Source organism: Vibrio sp. Y2-5 (assembly GCF_014596725.1).
Taxonomy (GTDB): Bacteria; Pseudomonadota; Gammaproteobacteria; order Enterobacterales; family Vibrionaceae; genus Vibrio.
In genome coordinates this window covers 153,784-169,478 of sequence record NZ_JACVEG010000005.1, presented here as the reverse complement: position 1 = coordinate 169,478, position 15,695 = coordinate 153,784, and the positions used below count along the sequence as shown (strand labels likewise).

Annotated in this window: 12 protein-coding genes and 2 tRNA genes; all 14 read right to left on the bottom strand. The window is 44.4% G+C overall.

All coding sequences use genetic code 11. The features are described 5' to 3' along the window. Nucleotides 1-17: 17 nt before the first annotated feature. The 14 genes from nlpI to ftsH all read right to left on the bottom strand — a co-directional run bounded on the left by nlpI (nt 18) and on the right by ftsH (nt 15,648). Nucleotides 18-941, bottom strand: a complete 924-nt coding sequence (nlpI, locus tag HUO09_RS14275; RefSeq protein ID WP_188234393.1) for a lipoprotein NlpI — start codon at nt 939-941, stop codon at nt 18-20. A 178-nt stretch (nt 942-1,119) separates the two neighbouring features. Further along, the gene (gene pnp, locus HUO09_RS14270; protein ID WP_167410875.1) at nt 1,120-3,252 is read right to left on the bottom strand and encodes a polyribonucleotide nucleotidyltransferase; all 2,133 of its coding nucleotides are present in this window, start codon (nt 3,250-3,252) and stop codon (nt 1,120-1,122) included. A 376-nt stretch (nt 3,253-3,628) separates the two neighbouring features. Then, nucleotides 3,629-3,898 (bottom strand): 30S ribosomal protein S15, encoded by a 270-nt coding sequence (rpsO, locus tag HUO09_RS14265; protein ID WP_093273742.1) that lies wholly within the window; start codon nt 3,896-3,898, stop codon nt 3,629-3,631. A gap of 250 nt (nt 3,899-4,148) precedes the next feature. Next, nucleotides 4,149-5,093: a tRNA pseudouridine(55) synthase TruB gene (gene truB / locus HUO09_RS14260; RefSeq protein WP_167410876.1), complete on the bottom strand. Its 945-nt coding sequence runs from the start codon at nt 5,091-5,093 to the stop codon at nt 4,149-4,151. Continuing rightward, nucleotides 5,093-5,488, bottom strand: a complete 396-nt coding sequence (gene rbfA / locus HUO09_RS14255) for a 30S ribosome-binding factor RbfA (RefSeq protein ID WP_167410877.1) — start codon at nt 5,486-5,488, stop codon at nt 5,093-5,095. The genes truB and rbfA overlap by 1 nt, the downstream gene beginning before the upstream one ends. 143 nt (nt 5,489-5,631) lie before the next feature. Next, entirely contained in the window at nt 5,632-8,346 is a 2,715-nt protein-coding gene (infB, locus tag HUO09_RS14250; RefSeq protein ID WP_167410878.1) for a translation initiation factor IF-2, read from the bottom strand. A gap of 23 nt (nt 8,347-8,369) precedes the next feature. After that, entirely contained in the window at nt 8,370-9,857 is a 1,488-nt protein-coding gene (gene nusA, locus HUO09_RS14245) for a transcription termination factor NusA (protein ID WP_167410879.1), read from the bottom strand. 34 nt (nt 9,858-9,891) lie between these two features. Next, entirely contained in the window at nt 9,892-10,347 is a 456-nt protein-coding gene (rimP, locus tag HUO09_RS14240; protein WP_102941021.1) for a ribosome maturation factor RimP, read from the bottom strand. 215 nt (nt 10,348-10,562) lie between these two features. After that, nucleotides 10,563-10,639: transfer RNA gene (locus tag HUO09_RS14235), tRNA-Met, on the bottom strand. Between the two features lie 54 nt (nt 10,640-10,693). Continuing rightward, nucleotides 10,694-10,776 (bottom strand) — tRNA-Leu (locus HUO09_RS14230). A 26-nt stretch (nt 10,777-10,802) separates the two neighbouring features. Next, the gene (gene secG / locus HUO09_RS14225; protein WP_188234392.1) at nt 10,803-11,141 is read right to left on the bottom strand and encodes a preprotein translocase subunit SecG; all 339 of its coding nucleotides are present in this window, start codon (nt 11,139-11,141) and stop codon (nt 10,803-10,805) included. Nucleotides 11,142-11,399: 258 nt separating this feature from the next. Beyond that, on the bottom strand, nt 11,400-12,740 hold the full coding sequence (glmM, locus tag HUO09_RS14220) for a phosphoglucosamine mutase (protein WP_188234391.1): 1,341 nt from the start codon (nt 12,738-12,740) through the stop codon (nt 11,400-11,402). A gap of 37 nt (nt 12,741-12,777) precedes the next feature. Beyond that, nucleotides 12,778-13,611 (bottom strand): dihydropteroate synthase, encoded by an 834-nt coding sequence (gene folP, locus HUO09_RS14215; RefSeq protein ID WP_188234390.1) that lies wholly within the window; start codon nt 13,609-13,611, stop codon nt 12,778-12,780. Between the two features lie 72 nt (nt 13,612-13,683). Then, the gene (gene ftsH / locus HUO09_RS14210) at nt 13,684-15,648 is read right to left on the bottom strand and encodes an ATP-dependent zinc metalloprotease FtsH (RefSeq protein WP_188234389.1); all 1,965 of its coding nucleotides are present in this window, start codon (nt 15,646-15,648) and stop codon (nt 13,684-13,686) included. Nucleotides 15,649-15,695 lie beyond the last annotated feature (47 nt).

Below are 15,695 nucleotides of genomic sequence, written 5' to 3'. Positions count from 1 at the left end.
ACAAGACTTAGATAGCTCTACTCACTTGCCGTAAGGTTCGCTTTTTCTTTCGCCTTCTGCGCTTCACGTACATCTTTGTAAATGCGCCCCATCTCAATAAACGCGTAACGATGTTCTACGTACTCATAAACATTGAATGAGATGGCCAACTTATAAAGAGAGACCGCATGCGCATAATCCCCCTGCATGTGATAACGCTTACCTAAATAAAAGTAGGCTTCTGTTAATCGCTGCGCTAACAAATTGTTGTCACGAGTGCTCGCCAGTATCACTTTAAATAGTTGTTCTTCGGATATGTCATCCAACATCACCGCAACTAACAACCACCCCCACTCTTCATTGTGAGACTTGAACTGTTGGCTTAACTCAGTTTTTGCGGCGTTTGGATCGAGATCCATCTTGATGATGTAGCGCCAAAGAGCACGGAACGGATCATTAGGATCCATTTGATAATGTTTGTCAGCTTCATCGAATGCAAGCTGTGGACGCTCACCGTAATAAAGTGCAACCGCTCTATTACGCATTGCATATTCATTATTCGGGTCAAGCTCTAACGTTGAATCAAAAGATTCGTAGGCTGCGTCGAATTCACCTGTTTCAGTGTAATAAACACCAAGCAGATTAAAGATATCTGGTTGTGCTGGATTTAACGCTAATGACTGAGTGAAGTCTAAACGAGCTAAATCACGTAAACCAACACTGTCATAAGCGTTGCCACGTTCAAACAACATTTTTGCTCGCACTTCGTCGCTTAAATCAGGGCGCTGTAATAGCTGAGTCAAACGCGCTATTTGCACTTCCTGTTGCACACTTGCCTGTAAAGGAATAGCCATTGGTGGATAAACCCAAGGTACAGATTGATCCGATTCTGATGAATTGCTCGCACATCCAGCTAACAACATTAATGCTGCACTGGCCGCTGCGGTTTTGAACCATTTCACTAATAGATACTCCTGTATACCCCAAACACATGAAAAAGGGAGCGAATTACGCTCCCTTTATAACACGCTTTGTGATGGAAATGCGAAAACAGTTCGCATTTCCATTATACTCTTCCGACTTGAAGCTGCAGCGGTATTGGTTACCGACAACGCCAAGTAGTTTGAGTATAGAGTTTATTTACTCTGCTGCTGGAGCGTCAGATGCTGGCGCTGCTTCAGCTGGTTTTTCTACTGCTTCTTTCATGCTCAGACGAACACGGCCTTGGCGGTCGATTTCAAGTACTTTAACTTGAACTTCTTGGCCTTCAGTTAGGAAGTCAGATACTTTCTCTACACGCTGGTCAGCGATTTGAGAAATATGTACAAGACCATCTTTACCAGGAAGAACCGTTACGAATGCACCGAAGTCAGCAAGACGTGCAACTTTACCTGTGTAGATCTTACCTACTTCAACTTCAGCTGTGATTTGTTCAATACGACGAATTGCTTCTTTCGCTTGCTCACCAGAAGTTGCAGCAATCTTGATTGTACCGTCATCTTCGATTTCGATCGTTGTACCCGTTTCTTCAGTTAGCATACGGATAACTGCGCCGCCTTTACCGATAACATCTTTGATCTTATCTGAGCTAATCTTCATTGTGTGGATACGTGGAGCGAATTGAGAAATATCGTCACGAGCGCCAGAGATCGCTTCATCCATCACAGATAGAATGTGCTTACGTGCACCTTGCGCTTGGTTAAGAGCAATTTGCATGATCTCTTTAGTGATACCTTCAATCTTGATGTCCATTTGAAGAGCAGTGATACCAGTGTTAGTACCTGCTACTTTAAAGTCCATATCACCTAGGTGGTCTTCGTCACCAAGGATGTCCGAAAGAACAACGAAATCATCGCCTTCTTTAACAAGACCCATAGCGATACCTGCAACAGAAGACTTGATTGGCACACCTGCGTCCATAAGAGCAAGAGAAGTACCACATACAGATGCCATTGAAGAAGAACCGTTTGATTCAGTGATTTCTGAAACAACACGTACTGTGTACGGGAATTCTTCTGGAGAAGGCATTACTGCAGCAATACCGCGCTTAGCCAGTTTACCGTGGCCGATTTCACGACGCTTAGGAGAACCTACGAAACCAGTTTCGCCTACACAGTATGGAGGGAAGTTGTAGTGTAGTAGGAAGTAATCTTTCTTCTCACCTGTTAGCTCATCAATGATTTGAGCATCACGTTGAGTGCCTAGAGTCGCAGTAACTAGAGCCTGAGTTTCACCACGAGTGAATAGCGCAGAGCCGTGAGTACGTGGAAGAACGCCAGTACGTACATCAAGAGCACGAACCATGTCTTTTTCACGACCATCAATACGAGGGTTGCCCGCGATGATGCTACGACGTACTACCACTTTCTCTAGATCGTGGAAAATTGTGTGAACTTCTTTTAGGTTCAGTTCTTCGTTTTCAGCAAGTAGCTTCTCGTTCACTTCAGCACTGATTTCATGGATACGGTCATAACGCGCCATTTTTTCAGTGATTTGGTAAGCTTCAACAAGTTTAGCTTCAGCTAGCTCAGCGATTTTCGCTTTAAGCTCTGTGTTTTCTGCTGGAGCTTCCCAAGCCCATGCTGGAGTTGCAACTTCTGCTGCAAATTCGTTGATAGCATTGATAACTGTTTGTTGTTGGTCGTGACCAAATACAACAGCAGAAAGCATCTCTTCTTCAGTTAGGTTGTCTGCTTCTGATTCAACCATCAATACTGCAGATGAAGTACCAGCAACAACAAGATCAAGCTTAGATGTTGCTAGCTCAGTGTTACTTGGGTTAAGTACTAATTGACCATCAATGTGACCCACACGAGCCGCACCGATAGGACCATTGAACGGGATACCAGAAATAGCAAGCGCTGCTGAAGTACCGATCATAGTTACGATATCTGGTTGTACATCTGGGTTAACAGAAACAACAGTAGCGATAACTTGAACTTCGTTTTTGAATGCATCTGGGAATAGAGGGCGAATAGGACGGTCGATTAGACGAGCAGTCAGTGTTTCACCTTCAGAAGGACGGCCTTCACGCTTGAAGAAACCACCAGGGATTTTACCAGCAGCGTAAGTACGCTCTTGGTAGTTAACTGTTAGTGGGAAGAAGTCTTGGCCTTCTACCGCTTCTTTTTTACCAACAACAGATACGAATACTGCGGTGTCATCCATAGTAACCATAACTGCAGCTGTCGCTTGACGTGCAATAACACCTGTTTCTAGCGTTACAGTGTGGTTTCCGTACTGAAACGTTTTAACAACTGGTTTTTCGAACATGTAAATATTCCTTTCTCTGAGCAGATGCTCAGATTTAGTAAATGAATCTCACACATTACGAATCGCGACTAGTAAAAACGCGCTCAGTCTTTCATTCCAACAGACGCTGTCCCCAGAAAATTCATTCAAGATACGCTCTGTAAGCACGCTTTGAATAGCCGCGACCGTTTGGTCGACGTGGTTGACTGTAATGTAGTGAGTTTGAACGCCTAACCCTATCTAAGGATTTCGACGCGCATAGTATATACCCGCTTGCGGCAAGATGCTAATTTCAGGAGGGAATTAAGGTCTCTGTAACCCATAATTTTGACTTTTTACAGACATAAAAAAAGGGGCTAAAAGCCCCTTTTCTTCAAACCTGCTTGGCAGACGCTAATTAGCGACGTAGGCCTAGGCGTTTGATTAGGTCGTGGTAACGATCTAGATCTTTACCTTTTAGGTAGTCTAGAAGCTTACGACGGCTAGAAACCATACGTAGAAGACCACGACGGCTGTGGTGATCGCCTTTGTGAGCTTTAAAGTGACCTTGAAGGTGGTTGATAGAAGCTGTAAGTAGAGCTACTTGAACTTCTGGTGAACCAGTATCGCCTTCAGCACGTGCATATTCTGCTACGATTGCTGCTTTAGTTTCTGCATTCAGAGACATAATTCTCTCCTAAAGAGTTAAGTTTATATTTGTGTCAGCCAATCTCTGATTCAGCCGACACGTGAGGGGCGGATTATAGGGAATAACCTGTAATCACACAAGCGCTATTTCACAGAATAGAATCGACAAACTCGCGCCATAAACCCGCAAAGTAATTGGAGTTGCAGCTAAGCAACAAGCAGACGAATCCCTCGTCAGCGTAGATAAACTATGCGACAAGGGTAAATGAACGCTGTTAAAGGCAGCAGCTTCAAGTACGTGGTGGATAAACCACTAGACGCTTCGGCGCTACCTTGCCATCGTTATCGATTTCAGCAACACCTAGGAATAGCTTCTCTTCACCGCCAGTCATGCGAACAATACCGTCAGTTGGAGCGCCAAACACTTGAACGGCTTGACCGTGCTGAACCATATCAACTAGCTCAGCGACAAGATTTACTTCAGGCAAGTCTTGTACTGCGGTATCCATTGGCAACAACAAAGCATCAAGGGCATCATAGGGTGAACGTTCTTCGCGGTGAGCCTGTTCAACAAGCTCATTAAGCTGCTCTAGCGTCACCATATTTTCATAGGGGTATTTCGCAACACCAGTACGACGAAGCATAGTGACATGCGCGCCACAGCCTAGCATTTCACCTAAATCGTCAACGATAGTGCGGATGTAGGTGCCTTTTGAGCAGTGAACTTCCATCTCTACTTCATCGTTTTCAAAACGATGCAGAACAATATCGTAAACGGTGATTTTACGAGCTTCACGAGGAACTTCGATTCCCTGACGAGCATACTCATACAGAGGACGACCTTGGTATTTCAATGCTGAGAACATTGAAGGCACTTGGTCAGTTTCACCCCTGAATTTTTCGATACAGCTGATCAGTGTTTCACGATCTACGTTCACGTCACGAGTTTCAACCACTTCACCATCTGAATCCGATGTATCAGTGCGCTCACCCAGTTTTGCGATCACGCGATAACGTTTATCGGAATCAAGCAGAAACTGAGAAAACTTAGTTGCTTCACCCAGACAAATCGGAAGCATACCGGTTGCCAGAGGATCCAGCGCACCAGTATGTCCTGCTTTTTCAGCGAAGAACAGGCGCTTAACTTTTTGCAGGGTATCATTTGATGAGATGCCGGTTGGCTTATCAATCAGCACCACACCATTAATCGGACGCCCTTTACGACGACGAGCCATTACTCTTCGTCCTCGCGACCTGCTTCTTTTTGTTTTTGCTTGTCACTGCTAACCACTTCTGAAACTAGGTTCGACATACGCATACCTTCTACTAAGGTGCTGTCGTAATGGAAACGAACTTCAGGCGTTAGACGTAAGCGAATACGTTTACCAAGCATCATACGAATATGAGCTTCATGTTCACGCAATGCCTTTAAACATGATTCTGGCGTTTGCTCACCTACACATAAGAAAGTGACGAACACTTTCGCGTAAGCAAGATCACGAGAAACTTCTACATCAGAAATGGTCACCATTCCTAAACGAGAATCACGAACTTCGCGTTGAAGGATCATCGCTAGTTCTTTTTGTAATTGCTGAGCCACACGCTGAGTACGGCTAAATTCTTTTGGCATAATTTTCTCACTAATAGAAAGAATGGGGGAATGGTAATCCCACTCCCCCATGGCGTATTCAACAACCGAACATTGCCGTTTGTTCTAATTGATGAACCACTGTGATTAACGAATAATCATCAGGTCTCATCAATTTTAACGAATTAATCGATGGTACGTTGAATTTCAACTGTTTCGAATACTTCGATTTGGTCGCCTACGCGAACATCGTTGTAGTTCTTAACGCCGATACCACACTCATAACCGTTCTTAACTTCTTGCATGTCGTCTTTAAAGCGACGTAGCGATTCAAGTTCACCTTCGTAGATAACCACGTTATCACGTAGTACACGAATTGGGCTGTTACGCTTGATTGTACCTTCAGTAACCATACAACCTGCGATTGCACCCAGTTTAGGAGACTTAAACACGTCACGAACTTCAGCAAGACCAATGATTTCTTGCTTGAATTCTGGAGCAAGCATACCGCTCATCGCCGCTTTCACTTCATCAATCAATTGGTAAATGATTGAGTAGTAACGTAGGTCGATGCTTTCGTTTTCAACTGCACGACGAGCTGAAGCATCAGCACGAACGTTAAAGCCAACAACGATAGCGTTTGAAGCTGCTGCTAGTACTACGTCAGTTTCAGTAATACCACCTACACCAGAACCAACGATGTTCACTTTTACTTCATCAGTAGATAGTTTCACTAATGAATCAGAGATAGCTTCTACAGAGCCCTGTACGTCAGCTTTCAGTACGATGTTCAGTTCAGCCACATCACCAGCAGTCATGTTAGAGAACATGTTCTCTAGTTTAGATTTCTGCTGACGAGCAAGTTTAACTTCACGGAACTTACCTTGACGGTAGTTTGCAACTTCACGAGCTTTACGCTCATCACGTACAACTGTCGCTTCGTCACCCGCTGCTGGTACACCTGAAAGACCTAAAATCTCTACAGGAATAGAAGGACCAGCTTCGGTTACTTCGTTACCAACTTCGTCACGCATTGCGCGAACACGGCCATATTCCTGACCACAAAGTACGATATCACCTCTGTTCAAAGTACCTGACTGAACAAGAACAGTTGCAACTGGACCACGGCCTTTATCTAGACGTGATTCGATGACAACACCAGAAGCCATACCGTCTTTTACTGCAGTTAGTTCAAGAACTTCTGCCTGTAAAAGGATAGACTCAAGTAGTGCATCAATGTTTGTACCCTGTTTTGCAGAGATATGAACGAAGATGTTCTCACCGCCCCACTCTTCAGGAATAACGTCATATTGAGCTAGCTCATTCTTAACGTTATCTGGATTAGCATCTTCTTTGTCGATCTTGTTCACAGCGATAATCAAAGGTACGCCTGCCGCTTTTGCGTGCTGGATAGCTTCAACTGTTTGTGGCATTACACCATCATCTGCTGCCACAACAAGAACAACGATATCTGTCGCTTGAGCACCACGAGCACGCATTGACGTAAACGCCGCGTGTCCAGGAGTATCAAGGAACGTAATCATGCCGTTTGGCGTTTCTACGTGGTACGCACCAATGTGCTGGGTAATACCACCCGCTTCACCAGAAGCAACGTGTGTACGACGAATGTAGTCCAACGTTGACGTTTTACCATGGTCAACGTGACCCATGATAGTCACAACCGGTGCACGAGAAACTTTTTCAAACTCGTTGTCACGGTCTTGCATTACCGCTTCTTCAAGTTCGTTCTCTTTGCGAAGAATAACCTTGTGACCCATTTCTTCAGCAACAAGTTGTGCTGTTTCCTGGTCAATCACTTGGTTGATTGTCGCCATTGCGCCCATCTTCATCATCACTTTGATGACTTCAGTACCTTTCACTGACATCTTACTTGCCAATTCAGACACTACGATAGTTTCGCCGATTACGACATCTGATTTCGCAACAACTGCACTCTTATCAAAACCATGCTGCATCGACGAAGGTTTAGCAATCTTGCCACCCTTACGACCTTTACCGCCACGGTTAGTATTGCGCTCTTGCTTATCATCACGTTTAGACATTTTTGTCTTTTTCGCTTTGGTCGAAGAACGGCGATGACCGTTACCTTCTTCACGACGATCTGCTTCATCTTCAGCCGCGCGAGCATAGCTCGACGTGGTTACATGGTAATCTGTATTCTCTTCCATTTTACCCTTTTTCTCTTCTTCAGCAGACCAACGTTCTTTATTCTGTTCAGCCAATTCACGTGCTTTCTCAAGCTGACGAAGACTCTCTTCTTCAGCTTTACGCTTAGCTTCTTCTTCCTGACGACGCTTCAGTGCTTCGGCTTCTTTTCGCGCTGCTTCTTGCTTAGTTTTCTCTTCAGCAGAACGTTCATCTTTCGCCCCACCCTGTGCTTCACGCTTCGCTTTTTCTTCTGCTTCACGTTTCGCTTTTTCTTCCGCTTCACGTTTGGCTTTTTCTTCTGCTTCACGTTTGGCTTGAGCTTGCGCTTCGGCTTCACGTTTTGCAGCTTCTTCTGCTTCACGTTTTGCTAATTCTTCAGCTTCACGTTGAGCAGCTTCTTCTGCTTCACGTTTTGCTTCATCTTCAACTGTACTGCGCTTAACATACGTTCGTTTTTTGCGCACTTCAACCTGAACATTCTTACTTTTACCGCCACCTGCGCTTACGCTAAGTGTACTACGGGTTTTACGCTGGAGCGTTAAACGAGTAGGCTCAGATGAAGAGCCCTCTCCGTGTTCTTTACGTAAGTGATTAAGAAGCTGGTTCTTTTCATCATCTGATACGCTATCTGAACTCGTTTTTTTCATGCCAGCATCAGCAAGTTGTTCTAATAAGCGGTCAACTGGAGTACCAATTTCTTCACTCAGTGCTTTAACTGTAAGTTGTGTCATGCCGCTTCCTCCCCTTGCTGAAATTATGCGTCTTCGCCGAACCAACAAATGTTGCGTGCTGCCATAATTAGCTCACCAGCACGTTCTTCGGTCAGACCTTCAATACCTTCAAGATCGTCGATGCCTTGGTCTGCTAAGTCTTCAAGTGTTACTACACCTTTAGCAGCAAGTTTAAATGCCATTTCACGCTCTAGACCTTCAAGAGAAAGTAGGTCTTCAGCAGGCTCAAGTCCTTCGAACGATTCTTCTTGTGCCAATGCAATTGTTGTTAATGCATCTTTTGCACGGCTACGTAGTTCTTCAACTAGATCTTCATCTAGGCCGTCAACTTCTAGTAGTTCATTAACTGGAACGTACGCGACTTCTTCTAAAGAAGAGAAGCCTTCTTCAACCAATAGCTCAGCAAAGTCTTGCTCGATATCAAGATACTTCATGAAGTTCTCGATAGCTGCCATTGATTCTTCCTGGTGTTTCTTCTGTAGATCTTCAACTGTCATTACGTTCAGTTCCCAACCAGAAAGTTGAGATGCTAGACGAACGTTTTGACCGTTACGGCCGATAGCCTGTGCTAGGTTATCCGCTTCTACTGCGATATCCATTGAGTGTGCATCTTCGTCAACGATGATAGATGCCACATCTGCTGGAGCCATTGCATTGATAACAAATTGCGCTGGGTTATCATCCCAAAGCACGATATCGATACGCTCGCCGCCAAGCTCGCTAGAAACAGCTTGTACACGTGCACCACGCATACCAACACACGCACCTACAGGGTCAATACGACGATCGTTTGTCTTCACAGCGATTTTCGCGCGTGAACCAGGATCACGTGCTGCACCTTTCAGTTCGATCATCTCTTCGCCAATTTCTGGCACTTCCACACGGAACAGTTCAGCCAACATTTCAGGCTTAGAACGAGTGATGAATAGTTGGAAACCACGCGCTTCTGGAGCCACTTTGTAAAGTAGGCCACGAACGCGGTCGCCAGGACGGAAGTTTTCACGTGGTAGTTGATCTTCACGTAAGATCACCGCTTCAGCGTTGTTACCAAGATCTAGGATAACAGTCTCACGGTTAACCTTTTTAACGACACCCGTTACTAGCTCACCTTCGTTATCGATGAACTGTTCTACGATTTGTGCGCGTTCAGCTTCACGTACCTTTTGTACGATAACTTGCTTCGCAGTTTGCGTTGTGATGCGGTCAAATGTTACTGATTCGATTTGCTCTTCATAGTAGTGACCTAACTCAACTGAGTCATCATCATAAGATGCAGCTTCTAGAGACATCTCTTTAGTTGGGTTTTCTACTTCGTCTACGACTAACCAACGGCGGAAAGTTTCAAACTCACCCGTTTTACGGTCGATAGCAACGCGAACATCTACGTCAATTTCGTACTTTTTCTTAGTCGATGTTGCTAGCGCAATTTCAAGCGCTTCGAAGATACGCTCACGAGGTACTGCTTTCTCGTTCGAAACAGCCTCTACAACCGCTAAAATTTCTTTACTCATTTTATAGCCTCTTAAGCTCTTTTCTCTAGGAGAACTAAAATTTAGGGATCAGGTTAGCTTTTGAAATGTTGCTAATCGCAAAATGTTCTTCTTGACCATCTACAGTTATAGCAACAGTTTCACCGTCAACTGAGTGAATGATGCCTTTCCATTTACGACGGTTTGCTACAGCCATTTTCAAAACGATGCTGACCTCGTGACCGATAAACTGATCATAATGTGCAGCTTTAAAGAGTGGTCTTTCCATACCTGGCGAAGACACTTCTAAGTTGTAAGCCACAGTGATCGGATCTTCAACATCCAATACAGCACTCACTTGGTGACTTACTTCTGCACAATCATCAACGTTAATACCGTTTTCATGATCAATGTAGATACGTAGTGTTGAGTGTTGTCCTGCGCGAACAAACTCTAATCCAACCAACTCATAACCTGAAGCCGCTACAGGAGCCTCAAGCATTTCTGTTAATTGTCTTTCTAAACCAGTCATTTAAACCACTCCAGAAACAAAAAAAGGGCATAGAGCCCAATTTAAATTCCAAGCAAAGCACCTGTATTTCACATTAAGAAACACAGATAACAAAAAACCCCGAAAGTCGGGGTTTTTGCTGCTGGACCCTGATAAATTGAGAATTTCTTCTCAACTGCAGTGAGGTAAACACTGCCAAACTTGCAACAATTAGCTCTCTATAAATAGAAGATAATTGGTTGCGGGGGCCGGATTTGAACCGACGACCTTCGGGTTATGAGCCCGACGAGCTACCAAGCTGCTCCACCCCGCGTCCGACTTGTGAGCAATTATACGCTCAACAAGGTGTTTTACAAGTTTGTAAACATGGTGCCGAGAGAGGGACTCGAACCCTCACACCGAAGCGCTAGCACCTCATGCTAGTGTGTCTACCAATTTCACCATCTCGGCATAACCTTTCTTACTTTAAAGTAAGATTATTGAGGAATTTCGTCGCCTGTTGAGGCTGGAGTTTCACTCAATGTACCTTCAGTAGTTTGCTCAATCACTTGACCTTTAGTAGGGTCAACCCATTGTGATTCAGCTTTATGTGTAGACATGTTGCCTAGCACAAGACTGAAGATAAAAAATACTGTTGCAAAAATTGCAGTCATTCGGGTTAGGAAATTTCCTGAGCCGCTCGCGCCAAACACTGTGTTTGAAGCACCAGCACCGAATGAGGCTCCCATATCTGCGCCTTTACCTTGCTGGATCAACACTAGGCCAATGATACCAACCGCTGCCAACAGGTAAATCACAAGTAGAACTGTAAACATCGCTTCCACCTATGTTCCAAATTGTTGAGCCAGCGCCGTTCCAATCATTTCTAATCATCGACAAGAACAAGGCTAGCGACCTCCTAACAGAAGGCGGACGCAATACTATCGAATGCGAGTATGACTGACAAGGGATATTTGATAAAAATATCCCGTTTGCTTATCAAACGGTCAAAAAAGGCTCAAAGTGATATTAGTTTAAACTTGGCTCCAAATTTCTAACCTGGTTAAAAACTTAGGAGCCAATAAAAACAAGACTTAACAGTTCGCTTTTACAGCTTCTGCAATTTTTAAAGCAGAAGATTTTACAAGCTCAGCATCCTCGCCTTCCACCATAACTCGAAGCAAAGGCTCAGTACCTGACTTACGCAACAGCACCCGACCTTTAGCGCCTAGTTGGGCTTCAACTTCTTTAACGCTTGCTATCACAGCATCAGCGTCTAACGGATTAGAATCGCCACTAAAACGTACGTTTTCCAACACCTGCGGATAGAGAGTCATACCTTGGGACAACTCGCCTAATGACATTTCACTGCCTACAACTGAAGCTAGCACTTGCAGAGCGGCTACAATCGCATCACCGGTTGTGACTTTATCCAACAGGATAATATGGCCTGAATTTTCAGCACCGATTTTCCAACCTTTAGCCAGCAACTGTTCCATCACATAGCGGTCACCAACCGCAGCACGAACAAATGGAATGCCTAGTTGTTTCAGGCCATTTTCCATACCTAGGTTGGTCATTAGTGTACCAACAACACCACCCTTCAGTTCTCCGCGACGTAAAGCATCACGAGCAATGATGTAAGCAATTTGGTCTCCGTCAACCTTGTTACCATTCTCATCAACCATGATTAAACGGTCGCCATCACCATCAAAAGCCAATCCGAGATGAGCCTGCTCTTCAACAACCCGTTTTTGTAGTGCCGCTACGTCGGTTGCACCAACTTTATCGTTGATATTGGTACCATTAGGTTCAATACCCATAGCAACAACTTCTGCACCCAACTCTTTAAATACATTAGGAGCGATGTGGTAAGTCGCACCATGTGCGCAGTCCACTACAATTTTCAAACCAGCCAAACTCAATGTATTTGGGAACGTGCTTTTGCAGAATTCGATATAACGGCCAGCAGCATCAACTAAGCGCGAAGCTTTACCTAGTAGAGCGGATTCTACACAAGTGATCTCTTTATCTAACTCAGCTTCAATAGCCAATTCCACTTCATCAGGTAGTTTTGTTCCGTTAGAAGAAAAGAACTTGATACCGTTGTCGTAATACGGGTTGTGAGAAGCTGAGATCACAATTCCCGCTTCTGCACGAAATGTTTGAGTCAGATACGCTACCGCAGGTGTTGGCATCGGGCCAGTAAATACGGCTTTCAAACCCGCGGCTGCAAGTCCTGCTTCAAGAGCTGATTCCAGCATATAACCAGAAATGCGGGTATCTTTACCGATGATCACTTGCTTAGTACCCTGTTTAGCAAGCACACGTCCTGCAGCCCAGCCGAGCTTGAGTACAAAGTCAGGGGTGATAGGATATTGACCTACCTTGCCACGCACACCGTCAGTACCAAAATAACGTCTTTCATCAGACATAATATTTCCTTAACTTATTCTTATAACTTATTGTTACTTATAGATTATCGTTCACTACTTGGATAATCTTCATCGCTTCCAATGTTTCTTCAACATCATGAACACGAATAATCTGAGCGCCTTTTATAGCGGCAATTGAGGCACAAGTTACACTCGCAACCATACATTCCGCAGGTTTTTTCTCAAGAAGCTTAAAGATCATCGATTTACGCGACATTCCAGCCAAAATAGGTAACCCAAAACGATGCAACTTTTCTAAATTAGCGAGTAAATGATAGTTATGCTCAAGTGATTTACCAAAACCAAAACCGGGGTCAAGGATAATGTTTTCACGCGCGATACCTGCATTTTCACATATCGCCAATTTTTCGAGGAGAAAGGTCTCTACTTCAAGCTGAACATTATCGTATTCCGGATTGATTTGCATCGTTTTAGGTTGCCCTTTCATATGCATGATACAAACAGGCACCTGTGCTTTAGCTGCAACCTCCAGAGCTCCAGGCTCTTGCAGTGAGCGGACATCATTAATCAGATCAGCTCCAGCTTCTACCGATTGTCGCATCACTTCAGCTTTACTGGTATCGACCGAAATCCATACATCTTGATTAAACTCTCGAATCGCTTTAATTGCCGGAATGACACGGTGAAGTTCTTCCTCAAGACTCACTTCAGGTGCTCCCGGTCTTGTGGATTCGCCACCAATATCAATAATGCTAACACCCGCTTCTATCATTTGTTTAGCACGCACAATGACATTATCTACAGACGTGTACTTCCCACCGTCTGAGAATGAATCTGGAGTAGTGTTCAAAATTCCCATCACATGGGGGCGGTCGAGAATGAGTTCTTTAGTTGCTGTTGTTAATTTCATAAACGATGAATGTTTCCATAACCCTGAAACAGAAAACCCCGAACGAGTCGGGGTTTTATAGATGATATTAGATTACTCTGAATCTTTTTTCTCACTAGATGACTCTTGAGAATTATCTTCCTCTTTTGACTCATCTTTTATTTCTTCAACAGGAGCAGAAGCTTTAGAAGTCTCTTCAGCCTTTTCTTGCTGAGATTTCGCTTGATCACCCCAACCTGCTGGCTCACGAATCTCTGATTTACGCTCCATCAGATCATCAATTTGGCCTGCGTCGATCGTTTCATATTTCATCAGTGCATCTTTCATTGAATGCATGATATCCATATTCTCGGTCAGAATCTTGCGAGCACGTTCGTAGTTGCGGTCTATGAGGATGCGAATTTCATCGTCAATCAACTTAGCCGTGTCATCTGACATATGTTTGGTTTGCGTTACGCTACGACCAAGGAATACTTCACCTTCTTCTTCCGCGTAAAGCATTGGACCTAACTTCTCAGAAAAACCCCACTGAGTCACCATCTTACGAGCAATATCAGTAGCTCGTTCGATATCGTTAGACGCACCAGTCGATACTTTCTCAACACCGTAAATCAGCTCTTCAGCAAGACGACCACCGTACAAGCTTGAAATCATCGACTCTAAATGTTGTTTCGACATACTTACACGATCTTGTTCTGGTAAGTACATTGTCACACCAAGAGCTCGGCCACGAGGAATGATCGATACTTTATAAACTGGATCATGTTCAGGCACTAAACGACCGACGATAGCATGACCAGCTTCATGGTAAGCGGTTGATTCTTTGGTTTCTTCTGACATCACCATTGAACGGCGCTCTGCGCCCATCATGATTTTGTCTTTAGCCAACTCAAACTCAACCATAGAAACATTACGTTTGTTACCACGAGCAGCAAACAGAGCAGCTTCGTTGACAAGGTTTGCAAGGTCAGCGCCAGAGAAACCCGGTGTACCACGAGCAATCAATGAAGGCTCAACATCACCTGCTAGAGGAACTTTGCGCATATGAACTTTAAGAATTTGCTCACGACCGCGAACGTCTGGTAGACCAACAACAACTTGACGGTCGAAACGACCAGGACGAAGAAGTGCAGGGTCAAGTACGTCAGGACGGTTAGTCGCTGCGATAACGATGATACCTTCGTTACCTTCGAAACCATCCATTTCAACCAGCATTTGGTTTAGAGTTTGCTCACGTTCATCGTGGCCACCACCAACACCAGCACCACGTTGACGACCTACCGCATCGATCTCATCGATGAAGATAATACAAGGCGCCGCTTTCTTCGCTTGTTCAAACATGTCACGCACACGAGATGCACCAACACCGACGAACATTTCAACGAAGTCAGAACCAGAGATAGTAAAGAAAGGTACCTTGGCTTCACCAGCGATCGCCTTTGCAAGCAATGTTTTACCTGTACCCGGAGGACCAACCATCAACACGCCTGTCGGGATCTTACCACCCAACTTTTGGAAGCGGCTTGGATCACGCAGATAATCAACCAGCTCTTTTACATCTTCTTTTGCTTCATCACAGCCAGCAACATCGCCAAATGTGGTTTTGATTTGTTCTTCGCTCATCATGCGGGCTTTGCTCTTACCAAAGGACATAGCACCTTTGCCGCCGCCGCCTTGCATTTGACGCATGAAGAAAATCCACACACCGACAAGCAGAATCATTGGGAACCAAGAAATGAAGATAGTTCCAAGTAGGCTTTGCTCTTCAGGAGCAGTACCTTGAACTTTCACATTTTGATTGATCAAGTCATCAAGCAATTTTTCATCATATACAGGCATATAAGTGACGTAACGTGCACTGCTGCCTCTACGAGTAAAGCTTATCTCACTGTTATTGAACTGAGCTTCTTGAATCTGGCCTTGACCAACTTCTTGTACAAAGGTCGTGTAATCGATAGTTCTACCGTTGTTATCACCTGGACCAAAACTTTGGAATACAGACATCAACACAACAGCGATTACAAGCCACAGAATTAAATTTTTTGCCATGTCACTCAAGGTGTAAGCCTCTCGATAACTAGTTGTAATTAAAGGTAGGGTACTAC

Excerpts from the sequence above, each read along its gene's own strand:
- rbfA (WP_167410877.1), bottom strand. The coding sequence starts at position 5,488 with ATGCCAAAAGAATTTAGCCGTACTCAGCGTGTGGCTCAGCAATTACAA.
- glmM (WP_188234391.1), bottom strand. The coding sequence starts at position 12,740 with ATGTCTGATGAAAGACGTTATTTTGGTACTGACGGTGTGCGTGGCAAG.
- rimP (WP_102941021.1), bottom strand. The coding sequence starts at position 10,347 with ATGACTGGTTTAGAAAGACAATTAACAGAAATGCTTGAGGCTCCTGTA.
- rpsO (WP_093273742.1), bottom strand. The coding sequence starts at position 3,898 with ATGTCTCTGAATGCAGAAACTAAAGCAGCAATCGTAGCAGAATATGCA.
- truB (WP_167410876.1), bottom strand. The coding sequence starts at position 5,093 with ATGGCTCGTCGTCGTAAAGGGCGTCCGATTAATGGTGTGGTGCTGATT.
- folP (WP_188234390.1), bottom strand. The coding sequence starts at position 13,611 with ATGAAATTAACAACAGCAACTAAAGAACTCATTCTCGACCGCCCCCAT.
- secG (WP_188234392.1), bottom strand. The coding sequence starts at position 11,141 with ATGTTTACAGTTCTACTTGTGATTTACCTGTTGGCAGCGGTTGGTATC.
- pnp (WP_167410875.1), bottom strand. The coding sequence starts at position 3,252 with ATGTTCGAAAAACCAGTTGTTAAAACGTTTCAGTACGGAAACCACACT.
- infB (WP_167410878.1), bottom strand. The coding sequence starts at position 8,346 with ATGACACAACTTACAGTTAAAGCACTGAGTGAAGAAATTGGTACTCCA.
- nusA (WP_167410879.1), bottom strand. The coding sequence starts at position 9,857 with ATGAGTAAAGAAATTTTAGCGGTTGTAGAGGCTGTTTCGAACGAGAAA.